Raw genomic sequence first — 17,940 nt, forward strand, 5'->3', positions numbered from 1 at the left:
CGGCACCGGCGGACACGCGGATCGCTTGCCTTTCGCTGAGATCGCCGCTCGTGCCAGCGCTGACGCCGGGGGTGTTCCTGCCCAGTGGCTGAGGGACTATCTCCCGCTACTGGCCGACGTCAGTCGGACCGGGCGACGCCCAGGAGCGGCCGCGCTGGCCCGCATGCGGGAATGTGGTGGGACCGCGGCGCGGGACGGCGTGCCCCTGCGCGCCATCATCGATGTGCACCTGAGCGCGACATGGCTGGCGTGGCCCGCTCTGCCAGGCATCGTCCGAAGCAGGCGGGCGGAGGAGCTCCGGTCCGCCGGGGAAGCGGTCTTCAAGGCCGCGGACCGGTCGATCGTGGCTTTGGTGGAGGGTTACGAGGCGGCCCAGCGCCTGATGATCCGCCGCGAGGAGGCACTTCGCCGGGAGTTCATCGACGACCTGCTCCACGGACGCCGTGACGTGGGTGCCCTCGCCGAGCGAGCGGAGCGCTTCGGGCTGCGCCTCGCCGGCGCCCACGTGGTCGCCATCGCCGCGGCCGGACAACCCTTCTTCGACGGCGGGCCAGTCTCACGTCACGTGGAAGCGTCCCTGCTGTCCCGGTTCAGCCTGCGTGACATCCTGATCGCCACCAAGGAAGGCCTGCTGGTCTGCATATCCTCCGGCTACGTGAAAGGCGTGAGCGAAGCCTTCAGCGCGGCGGTGCAGGAGATGATGAACGGCGACCCCTCGCTACGGATCGGCGTGGGCCGCACCCACCACGGTTTTGGCGGCGTGGTGCGCTCCTTCGAGGAAGCCCGGAGCGTGGTGTCGTTCGCCCACCGCCTGGAACTCCCCGAGCGGATCCTGCATGCGTCCGACCTGCTCGTTCTGCAGGTGCTGCTGAGGGACAACGCGGCGATCAGCGAACTGGTCGAAGCCGTCCTCGGCCCGTTGCGGACCGCCAGAGGAGGCCCCGGTGCGCTGCTGGAAACGCTGTTCGCCTACTTCGCCGCCCAGGGCGTGGCAACGACGACGGCACGCCGCCTGCACATCGGCGTGCGTACGGTGACCTATCGCCTGCAGCGAATCCGCGAGCTCACCGGCTATGACCTGAACAACCCGATACAGCGACACGCGCTCGAGACGGCGACTCTCGGCGCGCGGCTGCTGGGCTGGCCTGGTGAGGGGGCCATCATGAGCGGCACCCGGACCCCTGCCCCACGGAGCCCTCGCTGAGGGCCTGCAAGAGCCGCGCGAGCAGACGGTTCGCACAGATCACGTTGGAGCCGGCACCGGCGTCCGACACCGTGGCCAGCGGGCTACGCTGTCGCGTCATCGCGGTGACTATCTCCAAGGTCGTGGCGTGGCCCGGTACGCGGCAAAGTTCCCGGCTGGGCAGCGCGGAAAGCAGGTCGCCGATCGGGCGCTGGAGCGCCTCGGTCAGGATGCGCTCGCCGGTCTCGTCCGGGAATACCTTCGCCAGGTTCGGGCTCTCACGAAACGGCCACGGAAGCAGCAGATCGAGCACCCTCGGCAGCGAGAGCGTCGCCTGGGAACGCCCGGAGAAGTCCAGGATCACGACTCCGGGAAGATTGCCGCGGACCATGACCGCCAGCACGTCCATCAATCTCGCGTCGGACCGCATGGCCGGAAAATCGTGCGCCAGGTCCCGGGCGATCATATGAATCATCCCCTCACCCGTATGAAGCTTTCAGTTTCGATGCTGACAAGCCTTGTGGCGGGAGGACAATGTACGTGCCGGACCAGTATGAACGTCAATTCTTGCCGTCAAGCGGCAAAGTCCAACCAGGAGTACAGCACGCGGGCCGTGTGCCAGGTGAGTCTCCCGTCGGCCGCAACGTAGCGAGGGCCGCCACGGTGGAGGACAGTGGACGGATGCTGACGATCGAACCCGCCGGGCTGACCAAGCGTTACCGGGATGTGGTCGCGGTCGACGAGCTCAGCCTGCAGGTCGCCCCCGGTGACATCTAATGCGCTGGTCGGCCCGAACGGTGCGGGCAAGACCACACGGTCGAGTCTCTCAAGGGGCTGGCCGAGAGGATCAGCGCCTGGCGCTGGAGACGAGCACCAGGACGGGCCGCTGCCCGCTGTCAGCAATCACATGAACACGCTAAGTGAGTTGCCCAGCCTCCGGCTGCTGCTACTTCTCACCGACATTCCGGGCCCGAGCAGCCCTCGAGTGCTGTCCAAACTGACCCGACAAACGCTGCTGCTGCTCACCTGCCAAATCAGCCGCCCTGGGTGGGTCACGCGGGCGCGGTCCTGCTGCACACGCTCGCCGATCGGGTGGGGCTGACCGCAGCGCTCGGCGGACTGTGGCCGGGCAGGCAAAGCACGACCTGATGTGACCGCGCTCACGTCACGGTCACCCTGGCCGCAGCGATCACGTGCGGCGCGTGGAGCCTGCTGGAGGCCGAACGGCTGCAAGCCCACCACGCTGTGTTGTTCGGCGCAGCACTGTCGGACTCCACCATTCACCGCACACTCGCCGACCTGGACGAGCCGCGATCTCCTGCCCAACCCGAGCGTCCCAGCCCTTCAATCATCCTGACAGAGAAACCCGGCCATCGATTCGTTCGGATTGATCCGAACTTTGGTCACTGATCGTGCTCAATGCCGACGGCCGCGATCAGCGCGGCCTTCCCTGAGCAGGCTCGGGGAGGCCGCCGCCACATCGAAGACGCAACGTTGTCGTCGGCTCCGTCCTGTTTCACCGCACGGTTCATCGGATACCTCCGAGGAGATCCCCGCCTTCAGGCGGGGGAGGATGTCAAACAACAGTCCCAGCCCGCAGACGGCCTTCCACCGCAGATCAAACCGCAGCGTAGCGACCGCAGGCGTCATAGGCGATGCCGACGCCCGCTCCGATGCCGGGTTCGGCGATGAGACCGAATCCGGCGCGCAGGGTCGGCGGCGAGCGCGGGCGGGATGCGGGAGGGTGAGCAGCGCGTGATGGTGGCGGCTTGGACCGGCGGGATGGAGCCGAGGCGGTCAGCTCGCGCCTGAGGTCTGGCTTAGACACGGTGTTGGATCATGACCACGGACAGTTCGCGGCTCGGTGCCGGCCAGGAGAGGCGGCCTCGGCCGCCGGGCCGGCCACCGAAGCGAAAGCGGCCGGCCCGGCGAACATCGGCAACTACCCTGGCAGGCCTCGGGATCGAGGCCACCGCCGGGTTCGGCGTCGACTACACCGGACTGCACGCCACCGACGAACCTCATCGCTGCTGGGGACCCCAGGAGGATGGACGGGCGCCCGCGTACGTGCTAATTTGCCTGCTAGTTAGCATCTAATGCGGAAAAGCAGATGAATACACGTAACCACGTTCAGCAGCTGCTCGCCGCGATGCAACGCGACCTGCTGCCCTCGCTGCTGCACGTCCATGAAGACGACGACCTGCGGCTGATCGACAACGTCATGCTGCAGGTGCTCGACCGCGGTGAGGAGCCCACGGTCAAGGAACTGGCCGCCCTGATCGGCCGTTCCGACTCGCGGACCAGCCGGATCGTCGACGGGCTGGTGCGGCGCGGGCTCGTGGAGCGGTATGAGGACGAGCGGGATCGCCGCGCCCGCAGGATCCGGGTGAGTGAGCAGGGCACCGCGTTGCTGCGACGGATCCGCCGGGTCAGAGTCGATGCGCAGATGCGGCTCTGGGAGCACTTCACCGAGCAGGAGCAGCAGATCGTGCTCCAGGCGCTGGAGCTTTTCGCTAAGGCTGCGAGGAGGGTACGGGATGAAGCTGATCCAACTGTCTCAGATCGACGCCTCGATGGTCGACCTGGTGGGCGGGAAGGCCGCCGGGCAGGGGGAGATGATCAAGGCAGGTGAGCGGGTCCCTGACGGCTTCTGCGTGACCGTCGAAGCCCATGCGACTGGAGAGGTCCCGGAGACAGAACTGGTCGAGGCCTACGAGCGACTCGGCGGCGGCAAGGTGGCGGTGCGCTCAAGCGCCACCGCCGAAGACCTCCCTCAGGCCAGTTTCGCCGGGCAGCAGGACACCTACCTCAACGTCGAGGGCGGCCAAGCGCTGATCGACGCCGTCCGCCGCTGCTGGGACTCCCTGCACACCGAGCGCGCCGTGTCCTACCGGGCCAACGCCGGCATCGAGGACGCGGCGATGGCCGTCGTGGTGCAGCGGATGGTCGACCCCGAGCGGGCCGGCGTGCTGTTCACGGCCAACCCGATCACCGGGCGTCGCACCCAGATGGTCGTCGACGCCGCGAAAGGACTCGGCACCGCGATCGTCGACGGGACCGTGGTGCCCGACCACTACGAATTCGACGACGATGCCGTCCAGGACGGCTGGCTGGAGGACCTGCGTACGGCAGGACTGCGGTTGCGGGAGCACTTCGGGTCGCCGCAGGACATCGAGTGGGCCATCGATCGAGACGGCACGCTGTGGTTACTGCAGTCCCGCCCGATCACGACCCTGTTCCCGGCGCCGCCCGCGACCGGCCAGCCCCGGCTCTACCTGGAGATCGGACACATCCAGGGCATGCTGCGGCCGATGACCCCGATGGGGGTGTCGATACTCAAGGCCGGCGCCGCCCCGTGGTTCGAAGCGGTCGGCGCGAAGCTCGATCAGCGTGATCCGCTGCCCCGGATGGTTCCCATCGGCGGCAGGCTCTACTTCGACCTGACCGACTTCCTGCGCAACAAGGCGATCCGCGAACGGCTGGGAGCTTCACTGGAGGTGTACGGTCCGCGCGTGCAGGGCGCGGTGCAGCGGATGCTGCACGATCCGCGCTTCGCCCCGCGGCCCGGCCTGCCGTTCAGGATGCGCACGGTCATCAGGGCGACGGCGCTCATCGCGCCCCGAGCCGTCGCCGGGCTCGTCTCCGCCCTGGCCCGGCCGGAGGCCGCGCGGGCCAAGGCCTACCGTGGAGTGGAGAAGATCAGGCGACTGACCGTCCCGCCCGGGAAGAACGCGACCGCCGCCGAGCGGCTGCGCTGGGCGGCGGAGGACGCGCACAAAGCGGTCATGACCCTGGACATGCAGGGGATCATGTGGCCGCTGGTCGCCGGCATCATGGCAGGCACCGCTCCGGCCGCTCTGCTCGAGGGCGTGGCCACCGAGGAGGAGCTGGACACCGTTCTCGGCGGCATGCCGTACAACGTGACCACGGAGATGGACCTGGCCCTGTGGAAGCTCGCGGTGAGGGCGCGCGAGCACCGCGACCTGTTCGCGACCACCCCCACGGCTGAGCTCGCCGCCCGCTACCGGGAAGGCGACCTGCCCGACATCGGCATGGCCGCGTTCCTCGACAAGTACGGCATGCGCGCCGCCGCCGAGATCGACGTCGGTACGCCACGGTGGTCGGAGGACCAGGCCCCGCTGTTCTCCACGATCGCCAACTACCTGCGCGTGGACGACCCCGGCCAGGCACCGGACCGGCGGTTCGAGCAGGCAGCGGCGAGAGCCGAGCGGATGCTCACCGCGCTGGCGCGGCGCGCGCGACGCAGACGGCCGATCCGTGGCAGGGTCGCGACCTTCCTCATGCGCAGGTCGCGCGGGCTCACCGGCCTGCGCGAGATCGGCAAGTTCGCCTGGCTGATCCCGCTGCAGGCCGCGCGGAAGCAACTGCTGCTCGTCGGCGAGGAGTTGTTCGAGCGACCGGACGACATCATGTTCCTCGACCTGGTCGAGGCACGCCGGGCCGTTCAGGGCGCGGATCTCCGAGACTTGATCGCGGCCCGTCGGGCCGAGTACGAGCGCGAACTGCGACGGCCCGCCGTACCTGGAGCGCTGCTGTCCGACGGCACCGACGTGGAGGCGCTCGCGCCGCAAGGCCCCGCGGAGGACGGAGTGCTCACCGGCATGGCCGGAGCGGCGGGTCGGGCGACCGGAAGGGCGCGCGTGATCCGCGACCCGGCCGACGCGCACATCGAGCCCGGCGAGATCCTCGTCGCACCCACCACCGACCCCGGCTGGACGCCGCTCTTCCTGACCACGGCGGGCCTGGTCACCGAGACCGGCTCCCCGGTCGCGCACGGCCCGACCGTCGCCAGGGAATACGGCATCCCCGCCGTCATCTGCGTGCGCAACGCCACCCACGAGATCAGAACCGGGCAGCTCATCACCATCGACGGCGCCGCGGGGACCGTGCGCATAGACGAGGGTTGACCAGGGGTTCGATCCGGTCGCCGACTGCTCGGCTTCCCAGGCGGGTCAAGTCTCGCTTGTGAGATGTCCCTTCCGGATGAAGGCGGCGCGCCCCTGCGGCTGTCGCCTTCTCCCGCGCCATGTCCCGGTGCGCCCCCAGCCAGAAGGCCACGCCGCGCGACCCGGCGGAGGCGGATGTCGAAGAGGACGCCCAGGACTGACCCGCCCATCCGCCCCTTGCACCGCGTTACAAGGGTCCGACCCTGCGGATCTTCACCGCCTGGCGATCACACCCCGATGAAGCTCACTGTCTCCATCATGTCCGCCCGCCCTGTACGCAGCCGTGGCACGCCTTCCTTCTCGAACCCCGCTGAGACACCGCAGAACAGTACGAGCCCGTCATCGGCTCCGACCAGCTGGCTGACAGTCTTGCGATACATCGTCCACATCACCTGGGGGCAACTGTGCAACCCTTCCGCTCTCAGCAACAGCATGACCGTCTGCAGGTACATCCCTGCGTCCCCCCACTGTCCGGGCCCCATCGTCCGATCGAGGTAGCAGAACAGTACGACTGGCGCCCCGAACGCCTCCGAGTTCAAGGCAGCGATCTTCTTGGGCCTGTCGGGGTCGTCACGCTCGATTCCCAGCGCTTCGTACCGCTGCGCGGCCGCGGCGGAAAAGCGGTCCAGATACGGCGAGGTCAGTTCGGCCGGGTATATCGGATACTCCCGCTCATCACCCGGGTCTCCCGCCCGGGCCCTGGCCGTCGCGCGCCTTTTGAGTTCGGCCAAGGGCTCGCCGGTCACGACGTACACATGCCACGGCTGGAGATTCCCACTCGACGGAGCTCGCGTCGCTGTCGTCAGCACTCGTTCGAGTATCTCCTTGGGCACCGGCTCATCGCTGAACGCCCGCACGGCCCGGCGACTGTCCACGGCCTCATACACATCCACGTCTTCGCGCCCCTCAATCAAGACGATCAGCTCCTCCACCGTAGTCAGCGGAAAGCGGCGCGTTCCTGGAGGAGGTCGCCGCTCTCCTCGACCGCGAGGCCCTGCTGCTTGATTCGGCACCAGCGGCTGAGGGTTGCAGCCGTGGCAGGCCGTCCGGCAGGACGATCCGGACTCTCTACCCGCCTGGGCTTCCCGCCGCTGAGAGATTCTCCATCCACATCCACCTCGCTGACTCGCGCTCCTGGCGCGTACGCGCGCACGGTCTGACGTCCTGGCCGCCCGAGTTCGCCGCCCAGGTGCAGGGGGCGATCGAGCGGCATGTGACCGGCCCGCACGACGACGCCACTGGCGGCGCCGAACGGGACGAGCTCCTGCGGCGCCATCCCGACACTGGGCGCCTGGTGCGCGCCTGGGCTGCGTTCACCTGCAACTACCCCGCTGATTCAGCCGCGTGATCGCGGCCAAGCAGCGCGGTGGTCGAGCCGAGCCTTGCCGGTGTCGTCGGAAGCGGCTCCGGCATCCCCTCCTGCTGGGCGGCCGGAGTCACACAGCCAGATCGCGGCGGCGGAGCCCGTACAGGCCCGCCACGGTGAAGCCGGCGGCCACGAGCGTGAGCCCGAGCAGCGTGCCCGTTCCCGGGCTGGCCAGCGTGGAGTAATGGACGTGCGCGAACGGGGAGACCATGAAGAACGAGTCGCTCACCAGCCCGACCTCCCAGCCGACCTCCACGGCGATGGCCAGCACCAAGGCGGTCCACCCCACGACCGCTCCGGCTCGCCGGAACAGCCCGAAGGCCGCCACGGCGATCCCGGCCATCACCCAGACGCCGGGCAGGAGGGTCGTGGTGATGGCCAGGCCACCGGCGAAGTCACCGCTGCCAAGGCCCAGCGCGAGGCCGGCGATCACCAGAACGGCGGCAGGCACCGCAACCGCGAACACGAAATGGCTGACCACCCAGCGCGTCCGGCTCACGGGAAAGGACAGGAAGAGTTCCGTGGCCTCCTCGCCGCGCAGGCGGAGCACCGTCATGATCGAGTACAGGGAGACGGAGTACATCGCCAGCTTGTACACGACGAGGCGGAAGAAGATCTCCGTGGGATCGTCGGTTCCCGTCCGCTCGGCCCAGAAATCCAGCGCGCCGCTCTGGGCGAACGTCTCGATGGCGGTCTGCCCGCCCAGCCCGACCGCCGCACCGATGAAGGCGGCACCCGCGACCCACCCCAGTGCCATGCCCCGGTGCATCCGCCACGCCAGCCCGAGCGGCCCGCGCAGGCCGTTCGGCGCATGGGCGGGACCGAGACGCGGCGGCACGACGCCGGCGCCGATGTCCCGGCGGGCCGACAGCGCGTAGGCCAACCCGGTCAAGGCCGCGACGAACACCGCGACCAGCAGGAACACCCACCACCGCTCGCCGCCGAAGGCGTGGGCGCGCAGGATCCACCCGCTCGGCATGAGCCACCCCAGCCATTCCATGCTCGGGCCGCCCACGTCACTGACGCCGCGGATCAGGTAAGCCCCGAAGAACACGGTGAAGGCCGCGGCTCCGGCCACCCGAGCGCTCTGAGTCACCTGCACGGCCACCGCGGCCAGCGCGGCCCCCACCCAGCCGCCCGACGCGGCCATGAGCCCCCAGGCGAGGGACCCGGCCAGGGGAAGCCCGGCGCTCACGCCGACCACGGCGATCAGCACGGCCAGCACCAGGTTCGCACACAGCACGACGGCGAGAGCAGCGGTCAGCGGCGCGTGCCGCCCCACGGCGGCCGAGCCGACGAGCTCGCGCCGCCCCTGCTCCTCGTCGGAGCGGGTGTGCTTGACCAGCAGGATGACACTGGCCAGGGCAGCGAAGATCATGGTGGCGGCGCCCCGCTGCTGAGCGGCGGCCGCGCCCAGGCTGTCGCCGTACGCCGGCCCCTGCATCAGAAGGATCACGGGGTTGGCCGCGATCTCGTTCGCGTAGTGCAGGCGCGCTTCGGGAGTCGGGAGCAACTGGCGGATGGTGGCCACCGTGGTGGTGACGAAGAGGGCGACCAGCAGGAGCCACAGCGGCTGCCAGACGCGGTCGCGGCGCAGGATCAGCCTGATCAGTTCCGGCGTGTTCATCGGTAGTGCCTCATGAACAACTCTTCGAGGGTGGGGGGCTGGGCGGAGATGTCGCGCACGCCGTACTGCGCCAGCCGGGCCAGCACCTCGCCGATGTGGTCGGTGTCGGCCTGGAAGCGTACGCGGCCGCCGTCCATGCGGAGGTCGTGGACATGGGGCAGGCCGTCATCCGGCGCCGTGTCCAGCTCCGCCGTGACCGAGATGCGCGTGAGATGGCGCAGCTGCGCGAGCGTGCCGGTCTCCACGATCCGGCCGTCCCGGATGATGCTCACCCGGTCGCAGAGCGCCTCGACCTCGGCGAGGATGTGGCTGGAGAGCAGGACCGTACGGCCGGCGCGCCGCTCCTCGGTGATGACCTCGCGGAAGACCGCTTCCATCAGCGGGTCGAGACCGGAGGTCGGCTCGTCCAGCAGCAGTAACTCGACCTCGGAGGCGAGTGCGGCGATCAGCGCGACCTTCTGCCGGTTGCCCTTGGAATAGGTCCGGGCCTTCTTGCGCGGATCCAGGGCGAAGCGCTCGATCAGCTCGTCGCGCCGCTTGGCGTCGGTGGCGCCGCGCAGGCGGGCGAGCAGGTCGATCACCTCGCCACCGGACAGGCTCGGCCACAGGGTGACGTCGCCGGGGACGTACGCGAGCCGCCGGTGCAGCTCGACGGCCTCGGACCAGGGATCGCCGCCCAGCAGCCGGACCTCGCCGGCGCCCTTGCGCAGCAGGCCGAGGAGGATGCGCAGGGTCGTGGACTTGCCGGCGCCGTTGGGGCCGAGGAAGCCGTGCACCTCTCCTTCCCGCACGGTCATGTCCAGGCCGTCCAGCGCACGGACCCGGCCGAAGTCCTTGATCAGGCGGCGGATCTCGATCACATCAGGCATCGGGGTGCTCCTTCGTGTGAAAGTCGGTGACGGCCTGACGGAGCCGGCTTCCCTGCTCCATGGCGAACCACTCACCCATGTGCGCGTAGACATCGGCCAGGGCGATGCCGATCAGGCTGGAGTGCGCGCGCTGCAACACGTCGACGCCTAGCCGCCGGGACAGATGCTCGTGCAGCACGATCGTGCCCAGATGCATCGCCGCCATCACGACGGCCCGTTCGCGAACCTTCGCTTGGCCGGGAGGGAAGTCATCGGGCCAGGTGGCCGTGAAGAACCGCTCGGCGACCTCGGCGCCTTCGTCGAACACCGCAGCCGCCACCGGGGAGCCCTCGACCAGGGCCCGCGCGAGGTAGCGGACGCTGAGCTCGCTCGCCTCGTACATCCCCCGCAGAAATTCGGGGTCGACGTCGGTCTCTTCCTGGATCTGGCTGGCGGCACCCAGGATGGCGTCGCGGACATGCTGGTCGCAGGCCTCCCGCAGCCCGTCCTTGGAGCCGAAATGGTGCTGCACCAGGCCGACGGAGACGCCCGCAGCGTCGGCGATGTTCTTCAGTGTGGCGGCCTTGACGCCCCGAGCGGCGAACTGGGCCAGCGCGGCGTCTCGGATGCGAGCGCGCGCGGTCAGGTCTTCCTTCGGACGGTCTCCGGCACTTGACGGTATTGACATACTGCGGACCATATCTTCATATTGTCGACCATATCAAGATATTGACCGATGCCTGCTGGTGACTGCCCCGCTGCCTCCATCGGCTCCGGCTCGATCGGTCGCGCCTCCTGCGTGCAGCTTCAAACGCACGACAACGGCACCATCACCACGTCTCTGCCGTGGGCGTTCCCCAGCAGCAACGGGACCTGCCGCTGCACTGACCGGCCGCGCGAGGCAGGCCTAGACACCTACACCGTCGATCGGCTTGGCGGGGTCTCTTCCCGCCCGCGAAGGCGAACCACGACGTGCGAGTGTGAGCGTCACCCGATAGCCGCCACACGGGTGATTGCGCGAGCGCCGCTCGGCTTCGTCAGCGAGCGGCGCCAAGGTCCGCGCGACAGGCGCGATGAACCGGCGAGCAGATGCGGCCGTGGCCCGACGCCTGAACCGGCTGCACCACATCCCGGCTCGCGTCGTGGAAGCCGCCGTGCTCGCCGTATGGGGCCTGCCGCTGAAGGGCCGGAGAATCGTCGAACTCCTCGACGACGTCGACGCGCCGCGGCTGCAAGGCCCAGCCCATGCGCCGCTTTGAGTTCGCCGCGGAGGGATCGGAGTTTCGAAACCACTGATAATATGTCTGACATACGATGTAACCATTAGTCAAGAAGAGGCGTTGTGCTGGTCCAATCCCATTCACCATTATGCCTCCAGGGCAGAACGTCCTTATGGTCGCTCCGCGTCCGAGTGGTATTGGCCCTCGCTCCACTCGTTCTCGCCATGCTGGGTAGTGCGCTCGGGGCCCGCGAGCGCACGAACGCCCGCGGGCCCCGAGAAGGTGGTTCCATTCGGGCTGGATGCAGTGAATCGAGTCGCGATAATGCCCCGGGCGGCTGGTCAGCGGTCTCAGATGAAGATCTGCCACCGCCCTGAGATACGCCAATCGAAACGCCGTCACGGGCTGACAACTAAGGGACCGCTTGGGAGCGCGTATGGCAACCACCAAGCACCCCGCCCAGGAAACCAGTCGCACCACGGCCAAGGCGAACAGCTAAGGCGCCGTCCACGGCGCTGGGCTCCTGCAAATCGGCACACCGGGAAGCCAACTGAGCTCAACTCGGTTTGGCGCTCCCATAACACTGTCAAACTCCGCAGTCGGCCATGACCTTGGCCAGCGCATGTACCTGACCCTGACGATTGAAGAGGAGATCAGTCAAATTACCATCACTTCTCCGGCCACGGGCAGCCGCCGGCGGTGGACCTTGTGGGGGTTGATGGCCGTCTCCGCGATCGCCATCGCCGCCTTCGCCGTACCGCCGTACCTGAGCGGTGACCCGGCCAACAGCAATCTCCCGATCAACCCGGACGCGGCGCACCACTTCCTGTCGCTCGTCGTGCACGCCGTTCCGTCCGGCCTGGCACTGGTCATCGGCCCCTTGCAGTTCCTGGCTCCCCTGCGCAACCGTCACCTCAAGGCGCACCGGGTCGCGGGCCGCGTCTACATGATCTCGGTGCTGATCGCCTCGATCGCCGCCTTCTTCGCCGCCACGTTCTCGGTCAGCGGTTTCCCCGCCAAAGTCGCGTTCTACGTGCTCACGGCAGCCTGGTTGTACACGCTGGCCCAGGCCTACCGGTGCGTCCGCCGCGGTGAGGTGCGGCTCCACCAGATCTGGATGATCCGCAACTACGCCCTGACGTTCGCCGCGGTGACCCTGCGCATCTACCTGGTCATCGGCATGGTGGCGCGGAAGCAGTTCACCTGGCTGACATTCGAGGACATCTACACCGCCAGCGTGTGGGCATCCATCCTGATCAACGTCGTCGTGGCCGAATACTTCATCGTCCACGGCATCCTGGCGCTGTCAGGCCGTCGCCGGCGGCGGCACGAGTCCCCATCCTCCACACCTGTCCTCACCGGAGCCGAGGAGAAGGGCGCGCGGAGTCCCGCTGGTCCAGATGGCGGGCCATCCAGTGACCATCGGTGATCTGCCTGATCAGGGGGTACGCGCTTCCCCGTGCGCCGCCCTGCCGGCTCGATCAGCCGTTCTTCCCACGGCCTCGCGGAACTCCAGCGTGCCCGCACCCTCACCTCGCCGGGAGGTCTCGAGGAAGAGCATGGGGCTCGCCCGTGCACACGTACTCGATCGCAGAGCCGAATTCAGACCGGAGCAACTCGGCGAGCTTGCTCAACGCGAACGGAGGCCGATTCCGGTCGGCGAAGGGCATATTGACAAAGGGCCATTCTCAACATAGGCAGCCCGCGGAGAGCGATCAGCAGCCATGTCCCAAGAAAGGATCGGCGGCTTCCCGGCCCCGGCTCGCACCACACGACGGCGGACGCCGGCTTCTCGGCCGCATGGGCGGTGCCGGACAAGGTCAAGAGCAGAATGGACGCCGTCAGGGCGGCCACGGCCAGTGCGATGGCCGTCGAATCATCGATTGCCTCCTGTCTCCCTGTGCGCGGGGGCTGTCTCAGCTCGCCGGAGTGCGCGAGCGGCTCGCGAGCGAGTCGCGGTCCCGCGCGAGATCGCAGGCGATCGCGGCGTGGGCCGGGGCTACTTGGCTGTCCTCGAGAATCTCGATACAGAAGGCATGGACGAGTGAGTTACAGGCGTCGGTCCTGGCCGGCGTCGTCGCATAACCCTGGCTGTTGAGATACACCAGACATTCCTCTGCCGACTGCGGCGCCGATCCCACGGTTTTCACGGTGGCCGCGGCCGGTAGAGCCGACATGCCCAAGGTGAGCACCGCAAAGCTCCCGGCGACGGCGATAGTCTTCAGAACGCTCATGACAATCGAGCCCCTTTCTACATCGTGGACTGGGAACAGCATGCAGGTCAGGACACGGAGTTGGGCGATTCGACCGATTGATTTCCGTTGTCGCCGAACGTCTTTCACTCCGGGACTTTAGGTCAATACAAGCTGCCACAACCAGGACATCGACCGGACATTTGGCGGACTCAGGACTCCCGGGCTCCGGCAAGGCGCGACCGGTATCCACTCCAAGGACCCCAAGCGGTGCTGGAAGCCGTCTTCCGCCGAACTCGCTGAGCTTCCGCTACAGCAACCCGCGGCCCCTTTCCGGCGTACTCCGGCGGCCCCCGTAGTGCGCACGCGACCGGCTCGACCACCGTGATCTCCTCGCCGCCGCCTTCGGCGGGATGACCGTCGAGCTCGCCCTGCTCGGTCTCGACCGTCCCGACGCCGTGATGCCGCCGCTGCGGGGGTGACAGGGCCGCCGGCTGGGACGCTCTCGCGCCACGTACGAGATCGCTTCCCCGTCGAGCGAGCCCCGCTCCACCCCCGAGCCGGACCAGGTCGGCGGCGGTGAGACTGCCGGAGTCGGTGGTGTGGAGGCAGGCCAGGTCGGCGGCGGGCATGCGCGACATACCAGTCGTGACGGGGACTGCGGTCAGCCGCTCGACCGCTTGGGCGTCGGCGGTGCCGCGCGGACGACGCGCACCGATCTGGGGATGATCCTGCTACGCGTTCGCCATGGGCGACCACGAAGCGCACCGTCCTCACCCACACGAACGGTGGCTGGGCACCGGCCCGCTGGCCCAGCGGGATCACGACTCACGAGCACGCGCGCTCCCACGACGGGGAAGCCCCGTCAGGCGGGTCGACGGCCGGTGGCTCGCCGGGACTTGAGCCACAGTCCGGTCGTGACCGTCCAGGGCATGGCCAGCACGGCCGCCCAGGCGATCGCCTGCCAGACCAGCGGAACCAGCGCCCGGCCCTTCGCGTGCCGTCTCCCGCCTTGCCGACCTGGGCCCCGCCTACGTCAGCGCGGCGTCCGGCCGGCACCATGGCGGAGCGCCTGAGTGACAGGTCCGTCGGCCGACCGCCACACGAAGAGCGTTTGAGCCGCCGTCGAGACCGTGCAGCGCTCGAATACTGACGCTCGTTCGCTGTCGCTCCCGCGACGAAGCAGCCTGGTACGCCGGGACCGCGGCGCCGGGGATCTGCCTCTCCTCGCCGCGCAGGCGGTTCCTGACCCACCGGCTCGAACAACGCCGGGTTTCCCGGCTCCGCGGTGTCCCCGGGGAGGCCACCCGTTCGTCGCCTGGATGTGACGTCCGGTGCTTGGAGCACATCTCAACGCCCACCTGATCGGTCCGGACGCCGCGCGGATCCTGCCCTCGATGCTGGACGGCCATCGCCACGATGCCGGCCCAGGCGGACACCTTCATGAACCCGAGGAGAGACCACCTGTCGATCATCACCGCGGCGGAACGCAACAAGGAGGCGATCCGCCGCTTCCACGACGCCGTCAGCACCGGCGACGAAGAGGCCATCTCCAGAACGATCGACGAGGACGAGGTCGTCCGGCCGGACGTGCGGATTCGCACGCCGCTGCCGATCGAGACGACGGGGACGTCGGCGATGAAGGAGGTGTTCGCGGTGCTGCGCCGTCCCCGACCTCCACGTCGAGATCGAGGACGTGATCGCGGAAGGGGAACCGTGTCGTCGCCAGGAACACGGTCACCGGGACGCACCGGGGTGAGTACATGGGCGTGCCGCCGACCGGCAGGTCCATCGTCGGGGTTGAGGAACCCAGGAACAGCCATTGGCGGTGAGAATGCGCGCTCAAGATGCCGGTTGACAAGCGGCATGCTTCTCTACTCGGCGTGCTCGGCCGCGGCCTTCGGGAGTGCGAGCATCACGAGTGCCGTGATCAGGTAGAGCGCGGCTGAGACGATCAGGACGATGCCGAGCGCATGACTGTAGTCGGGCAGCGCCGGCGCCCCGGCGGCTGGACCGGTGACGGAGGTGAAGAAGACCGTGCCGAGCACGGCGATGCCGGCGGCGCCGCCGATCTGGTTGACGGTGGACAGCACCCCGCCGGCGGCGCCCGCGTTGCGCCCGGGGACGCCCGCCAGGACGACGTTGACGAGGATCGGCGCGGCGAGACCGAGTCCGAGGCCACCGATGAACAGCGCCAGGGCGAGCAGCCAGTATCCGGGATCGTCGCCGCCCTTGACGACGGACCACAGGACGAGGTGCGATGCCGCGATCGTGAGCGAGCCGGCGACCAGCAGTGTTCTGCCTGCCTTGGCGGCCAGGGCGACGCCGAGGCCGGAGGTGACGATCGAGCCGAGCGCGTACGGGAGGATCACCAGGCCGGTCTCCCACGCGGTCCGGCCGGTCCCGTTCTGCAGGTAGATCGAGAGGGTGAGGAAGTACGACCCGAGGCCGCCGAAGAACAGCACCGAAGCGGCCAGACCGACGGTGAAGGCCCGGATTCTCAGCAGAGCGGGATCGAAGACGGGCTCGTTCCCGCGTCCGGTGAGGCGGCGCTCGTAGGCGAGGAAGATCGCGAGCACGACGAGCCCGGCCGCCAGGAGGGCGTAGCTGCCCCAGGTCCATCCCCAGGTTTCGGCCTGGATGATCGGCAGCAGCAGGAGCAGGATGCCCGTGGCCGCCAGGAGCGCGCCCGCCAGGTCCAGCCGCGCGGTCGAGGTGGAGCGGGACTCCGGCAGCGCCTTCGCGCCGATGACGAGGGCCAGGACCGAGACGGGCACATTGATCCAGAAGATCGTACGCCAGCCCAGGCCGAACAGGTCGGCCTCGACGAGCAGCCCGCCCAGCAGCGGACCCGCGACCGAGGCGAGACCCTGAACCGCTCCGTACGCGCCGAACGCCTTGGCCCGCTCACCCGGCGCGAAGGACGCCCGGATGATCCCGAACACCTGCGGCACCATGATGCCGCCGGTCAGCCCCTGCGCGGCCCGCATGCCGATGAGCATCGCCGGATCGGCGGCCAGCGCGCACAGCGCCGAGGTGAGCATGAACCCGGCCAGCCCGATCAGGAACAGCCGCTTGCGGCCGTACTGATCACCGAGCCGTCCACCGGTGATCAGGCCCGCGCCCAGGGCGAGGGTGTAGGCGGCGATCGTCCACTGGATCTGAGCGTCGCCGGCACCCAGGTCCCGGGCTATCGCCGGGGCCGCGACGGTCACGATTGTCGCATCGAGAAGGTCCATGAAGGACCCGAAGAGCACCACCAGCAGCGCCGCGGTCGCGCCGGCGCCGGCGATGGGTACGGGAGGAAGCTCAGGGTTGAGGGTGCCCTTTGGCGGGCTTGGTGAAGCGGTCATGCCGGTCACCCTGTCGGGCATAGTTGCCATCGAGTGACCGCTATCGGCGAGAGAATCGGAGAATCATGGCTGCCACCTCCGCGCGGACGCTCAAACTGCTGTCCATCTTCGGGATCGGCGCGACCCTGACCGCCGAGAAACTCGCCACCCGGCTCGGCACGTCGGTGCGAACCGTGCGCCGCGACATCGACACGCTCCGAGACCTCGGGTACGAGATCGAGGCCATCCGCGGCGCGGGTGGCGGTTATCGGCTCGGTCACGCCGCCCGCCTGCCGCCGGTCGTGTTCGACGAGGACCAGGCCGTCGCCACGGCCGTCGCGCTGCAGACCGTCCCGGCGGTCCTGTCCGGCATCCGCGAGAACGCGGCACGCGCTCTCGCCACGCTGCACCAGGCGATGCCCGCGCGCAGCCGCCTGCACGCCGAAGCGTTCACCGTCTCCTCTGCCCGCAACTATTGGGAGTTCCCCGCCCCGCCGATCGACGCCGAGACCGTCCGCGCCGTCGGCAGCGCGATCAACCGGCAGCACCTCGTACGCGTCGGCTACACCGGTGACGGAGAACCCGTCACGCTCACGCTGGAACCGCACGACCTCGTGGTGTGGGCCGCACGCTGGTACCTGGTCGCCTTCGACCGGGATGCGGGCCGATGGCGCGCCATGCGCATGGATCGCATCCAGGCGCACCTGCCCACGCACACCCCCTTCGACCGGCGCGACATCCCGCACGGCGATCCCGTCACCTTCGTCATGACCGCACCCGACCGCGGAGACGCCGCTGCCGACTGGCCATGCTGCGGCTCGGCCACCCTCGCCCTGCCCGCCTCCACCGTCGCCCGGTTCGCTCCCGGCGGATCAACAGTCAAGTACGACACCGAAACCACTTGCCGCCTCACCCTTGGCGCCTGGTCATGGCCAGGACTCGCCGGCCTGCTCCTCACCTTCGACGCCGACCTCACCGACATCGAACCAGCCGAACTCCGGCAAGCCCTGCGCTCCCTGCGCACCCGGATCAGCAGGGGACTCGGACCCGACGACCTCACCGGTGACCTGCGCACCTCATGTGGAGTGCGGAGGGGTGGATGAACTGGTGTTCCGTAAGGGGACCCCCACCGGGAACACCAGCCACCCGGCCAACCGCCCCAGGTCAGGGTGTTCCGTATAGGTGTTCCGCGAACTGTTCCAGTG

The 17,940-nt window shown here is 68.8% G+C and carries 14 protein-coding genes; 6 read left to right on the forward strand and 8 right to left on the reverse strand.

Annotation, left to right across the window (positions count from 1 at the left end):
* Positions 1–199: 199 nt before the first annotated feature.
* Positions 200–1,204, forward strand: a complete 1,005-nt coding sequence (locus ABGB14_RS37705; protein WP_347648630.1) for a helix-turn-helix domain-containing protein — start codon at positions 200–202, stop codon at positions 1,202–1,204.
* Here the strand turns inward: ABGB14_RS37705 and ABGB14_RS37710 are convergent.
* Positions 1,161–1,658 (reverse strand): hypothetical protein, encoded by a 498-nt coding sequence (locus ABGB14_RS37710; RefSeq protein WP_347648631.1) that lies wholly within the window; start codon positions 1,656–1,658, stop codon positions 1,161–1,163. The genes ABGB14_RS37705 and ABGB14_RS37710 overlap by 44 nt on opposite strands.
* 1,674 nt (positions 1,659–3,332) lie before the next feature.
* On the opposite strand from ABGB14_RS37710, the gene ABGB14_RS37715 reads away from it, so the two are divergent.
* Positions 3,333–3,815 (forward strand): MarR family winged helix-turn-helix transcriptional regulator, encoded by a 483-nt coding sequence (locus ABGB14_RS37715; protein WP_347648632.1) that lies wholly within the window; start codon positions 3,333–3,335, stop codon positions 3,813–3,815.
* Positions 3,721–6,111, forward strand: a complete 2,391-nt coding sequence (locus tag ABGB14_RS37720) for a PEP/pyruvate-binding domain-containing protein (RefSeq protein WP_347648633.1) — start codon at positions 3,721–3,723, stop codon at positions 6,109–6,111. Before ABGB14_RS37715 ends, ABGB14_RS37720 begins: the two co-directional genes overlap by 95 nt.
* 266 nt (positions 6,112–6,377) lie before the next feature.
* Here ABGB14_RS37720 and ABGB14_RS37725 read toward each other — a convergent pair whose 3' ends face one another.
* The 5 genes from ABGB14_RS37725 to ABGB14_RS37745 all read right to left on the reverse strand — a co-directional run bounded on the left by ABGB14_RS37725 (position 6,378) and on the right by ABGB14_RS37745 (position 10,679).
* Positions 6,378–7,082 (reverse strand): nitroreductase, encoded by a 705-nt coding sequence (locus tag ABGB14_RS37725; protein WP_347648634.1) that lies wholly within the window; start codon positions 7,080–7,082, stop codon positions 6,378–6,380.
* 5 nt (positions 7,083–7,087) lie between these two features.
* Positions 7,088–7,426, reverse strand: a complete 339-nt coding sequence (locus ABGB14_RS37730; RefSeq protein WP_347648635.1) for a hypothetical protein — start codon at positions 7,424–7,426, stop codon at positions 7,088–7,090.
* A gap of 160 nt (positions 7,427–7,586) precedes the next feature.
* On the reverse strand, positions 7,587–9,143 hold the full coding sequence (locus ABGB14_RS37735; RefSeq protein WP_347648636.1) for a hypothetical protein: 1,557 nt from the start codon (positions 9,141–9,143) through the stop codon (positions 7,587–7,589).
* Complete coding sequence (locus ABGB14_RS37740; protein WP_347648637.1) at positions 9,140–10,012, reverse strand: ABC transporter ATP-binding protein; 873 nt, start codon at positions 10,010–10,012, stop codon at positions 9,140–9,142. Before ABGB14_RS37740 ends, ABGB14_RS37735 begins: the two co-directional genes overlap by 4 nt.
* Complete coding sequence (locus tag ABGB14_RS37745) at positions 10,005–10,679, reverse strand: helix-turn-helix domain-containing protein (RefSeq protein WP_347648638.1); 675 nt, start codon at positions 10,677–10,679, stop codon at positions 10,005–10,007. Before ABGB14_RS37745 ends, ABGB14_RS37740 begins: the two co-directional genes overlap by 8 nt.
* Before the next feature lie 409 nt (positions 10,680–11,088).
* Here ABGB14_RS37745 and ABGB14_RS37750 point away from each other — a divergent pair, with 409 nt between their 5' ends.
* Both ABGB14_RS37750 and ABGB14_RS37755 read left to right on the forward strand, forming a co-directional pair.
* Positions 11,089–11,250 carry a hypothetical protein gene (locus tag ABGB14_RS37750; RefSeq protein WP_347648639.1) on the forward strand — a complete coding sequence of 54 codons (162 nt, stop codon included), beginning with the start codon at positions 11,089–11,091 and terminating at the stop codon, positions 11,248–11,250.
* A 679-nt stretch (positions 11,251–11,929) separates the two neighbouring features.
* Positions 11,930–12,640: a DUF2306 domain-containing protein gene (locus ABGB14_RS37755; protein WP_347648669.1), complete on the forward strand. Its 711-nt coding sequence runs from the start codon at positions 11,930–11,932 to the stop codon at positions 12,638–12,640.
* A gap of 487 nt (positions 12,641–13,127) precedes the next feature.
* Here ABGB14_RS37755 and ABGB14_RS37760 read toward each other — a convergent pair whose 3' ends face one another.
* Together ABGB14_RS37760 and ABGB14_RS37765 are read right to left on the reverse strand one after the other, a co-directional pair.
* On the reverse strand, positions 13,128–13,445 hold the full coding sequence (locus ABGB14_RS37760; protein WP_347648640.1) for a hypothetical protein: 318 nt from the start codon (positions 13,443–13,445) through the stop codon (positions 13,128–13,130).
* Between the two features lie 1,832 nt (positions 13,446–15,277).
* Positions 15,278–16,756, reverse strand: a complete 1,479-nt coding sequence (locus ABGB14_RS37765) for an MFS transporter (protein WP_347648641.1) — start codon at positions 16,754–16,756, stop codon at positions 15,278–15,280.
* A gap of 65 nt (positions 16,757–16,821) precedes the next feature.
* Between ABGB14_RS37765 and ABGB14_RS37770 the strand changes: the two genes are divergently transcribed.
* Entirely contained in the window at positions 16,822–17,838 is a 1,017-nt protein-coding gene (locus tag ABGB14_RS37770; protein WP_347648642.1) for a WYL domain-containing protein, read from the forward strand.
* Positions 17,839–17,940: the final 102 nt, after the last annotated feature.

The organism is Nonomuraea sp. B10E15, assembly GCF_039871615.1.
Lineage (GTDB): Bacteria > Actinomycetota > Actinomycetes > Streptosporangiales > Streptosporangiaceae > Nonomuraea.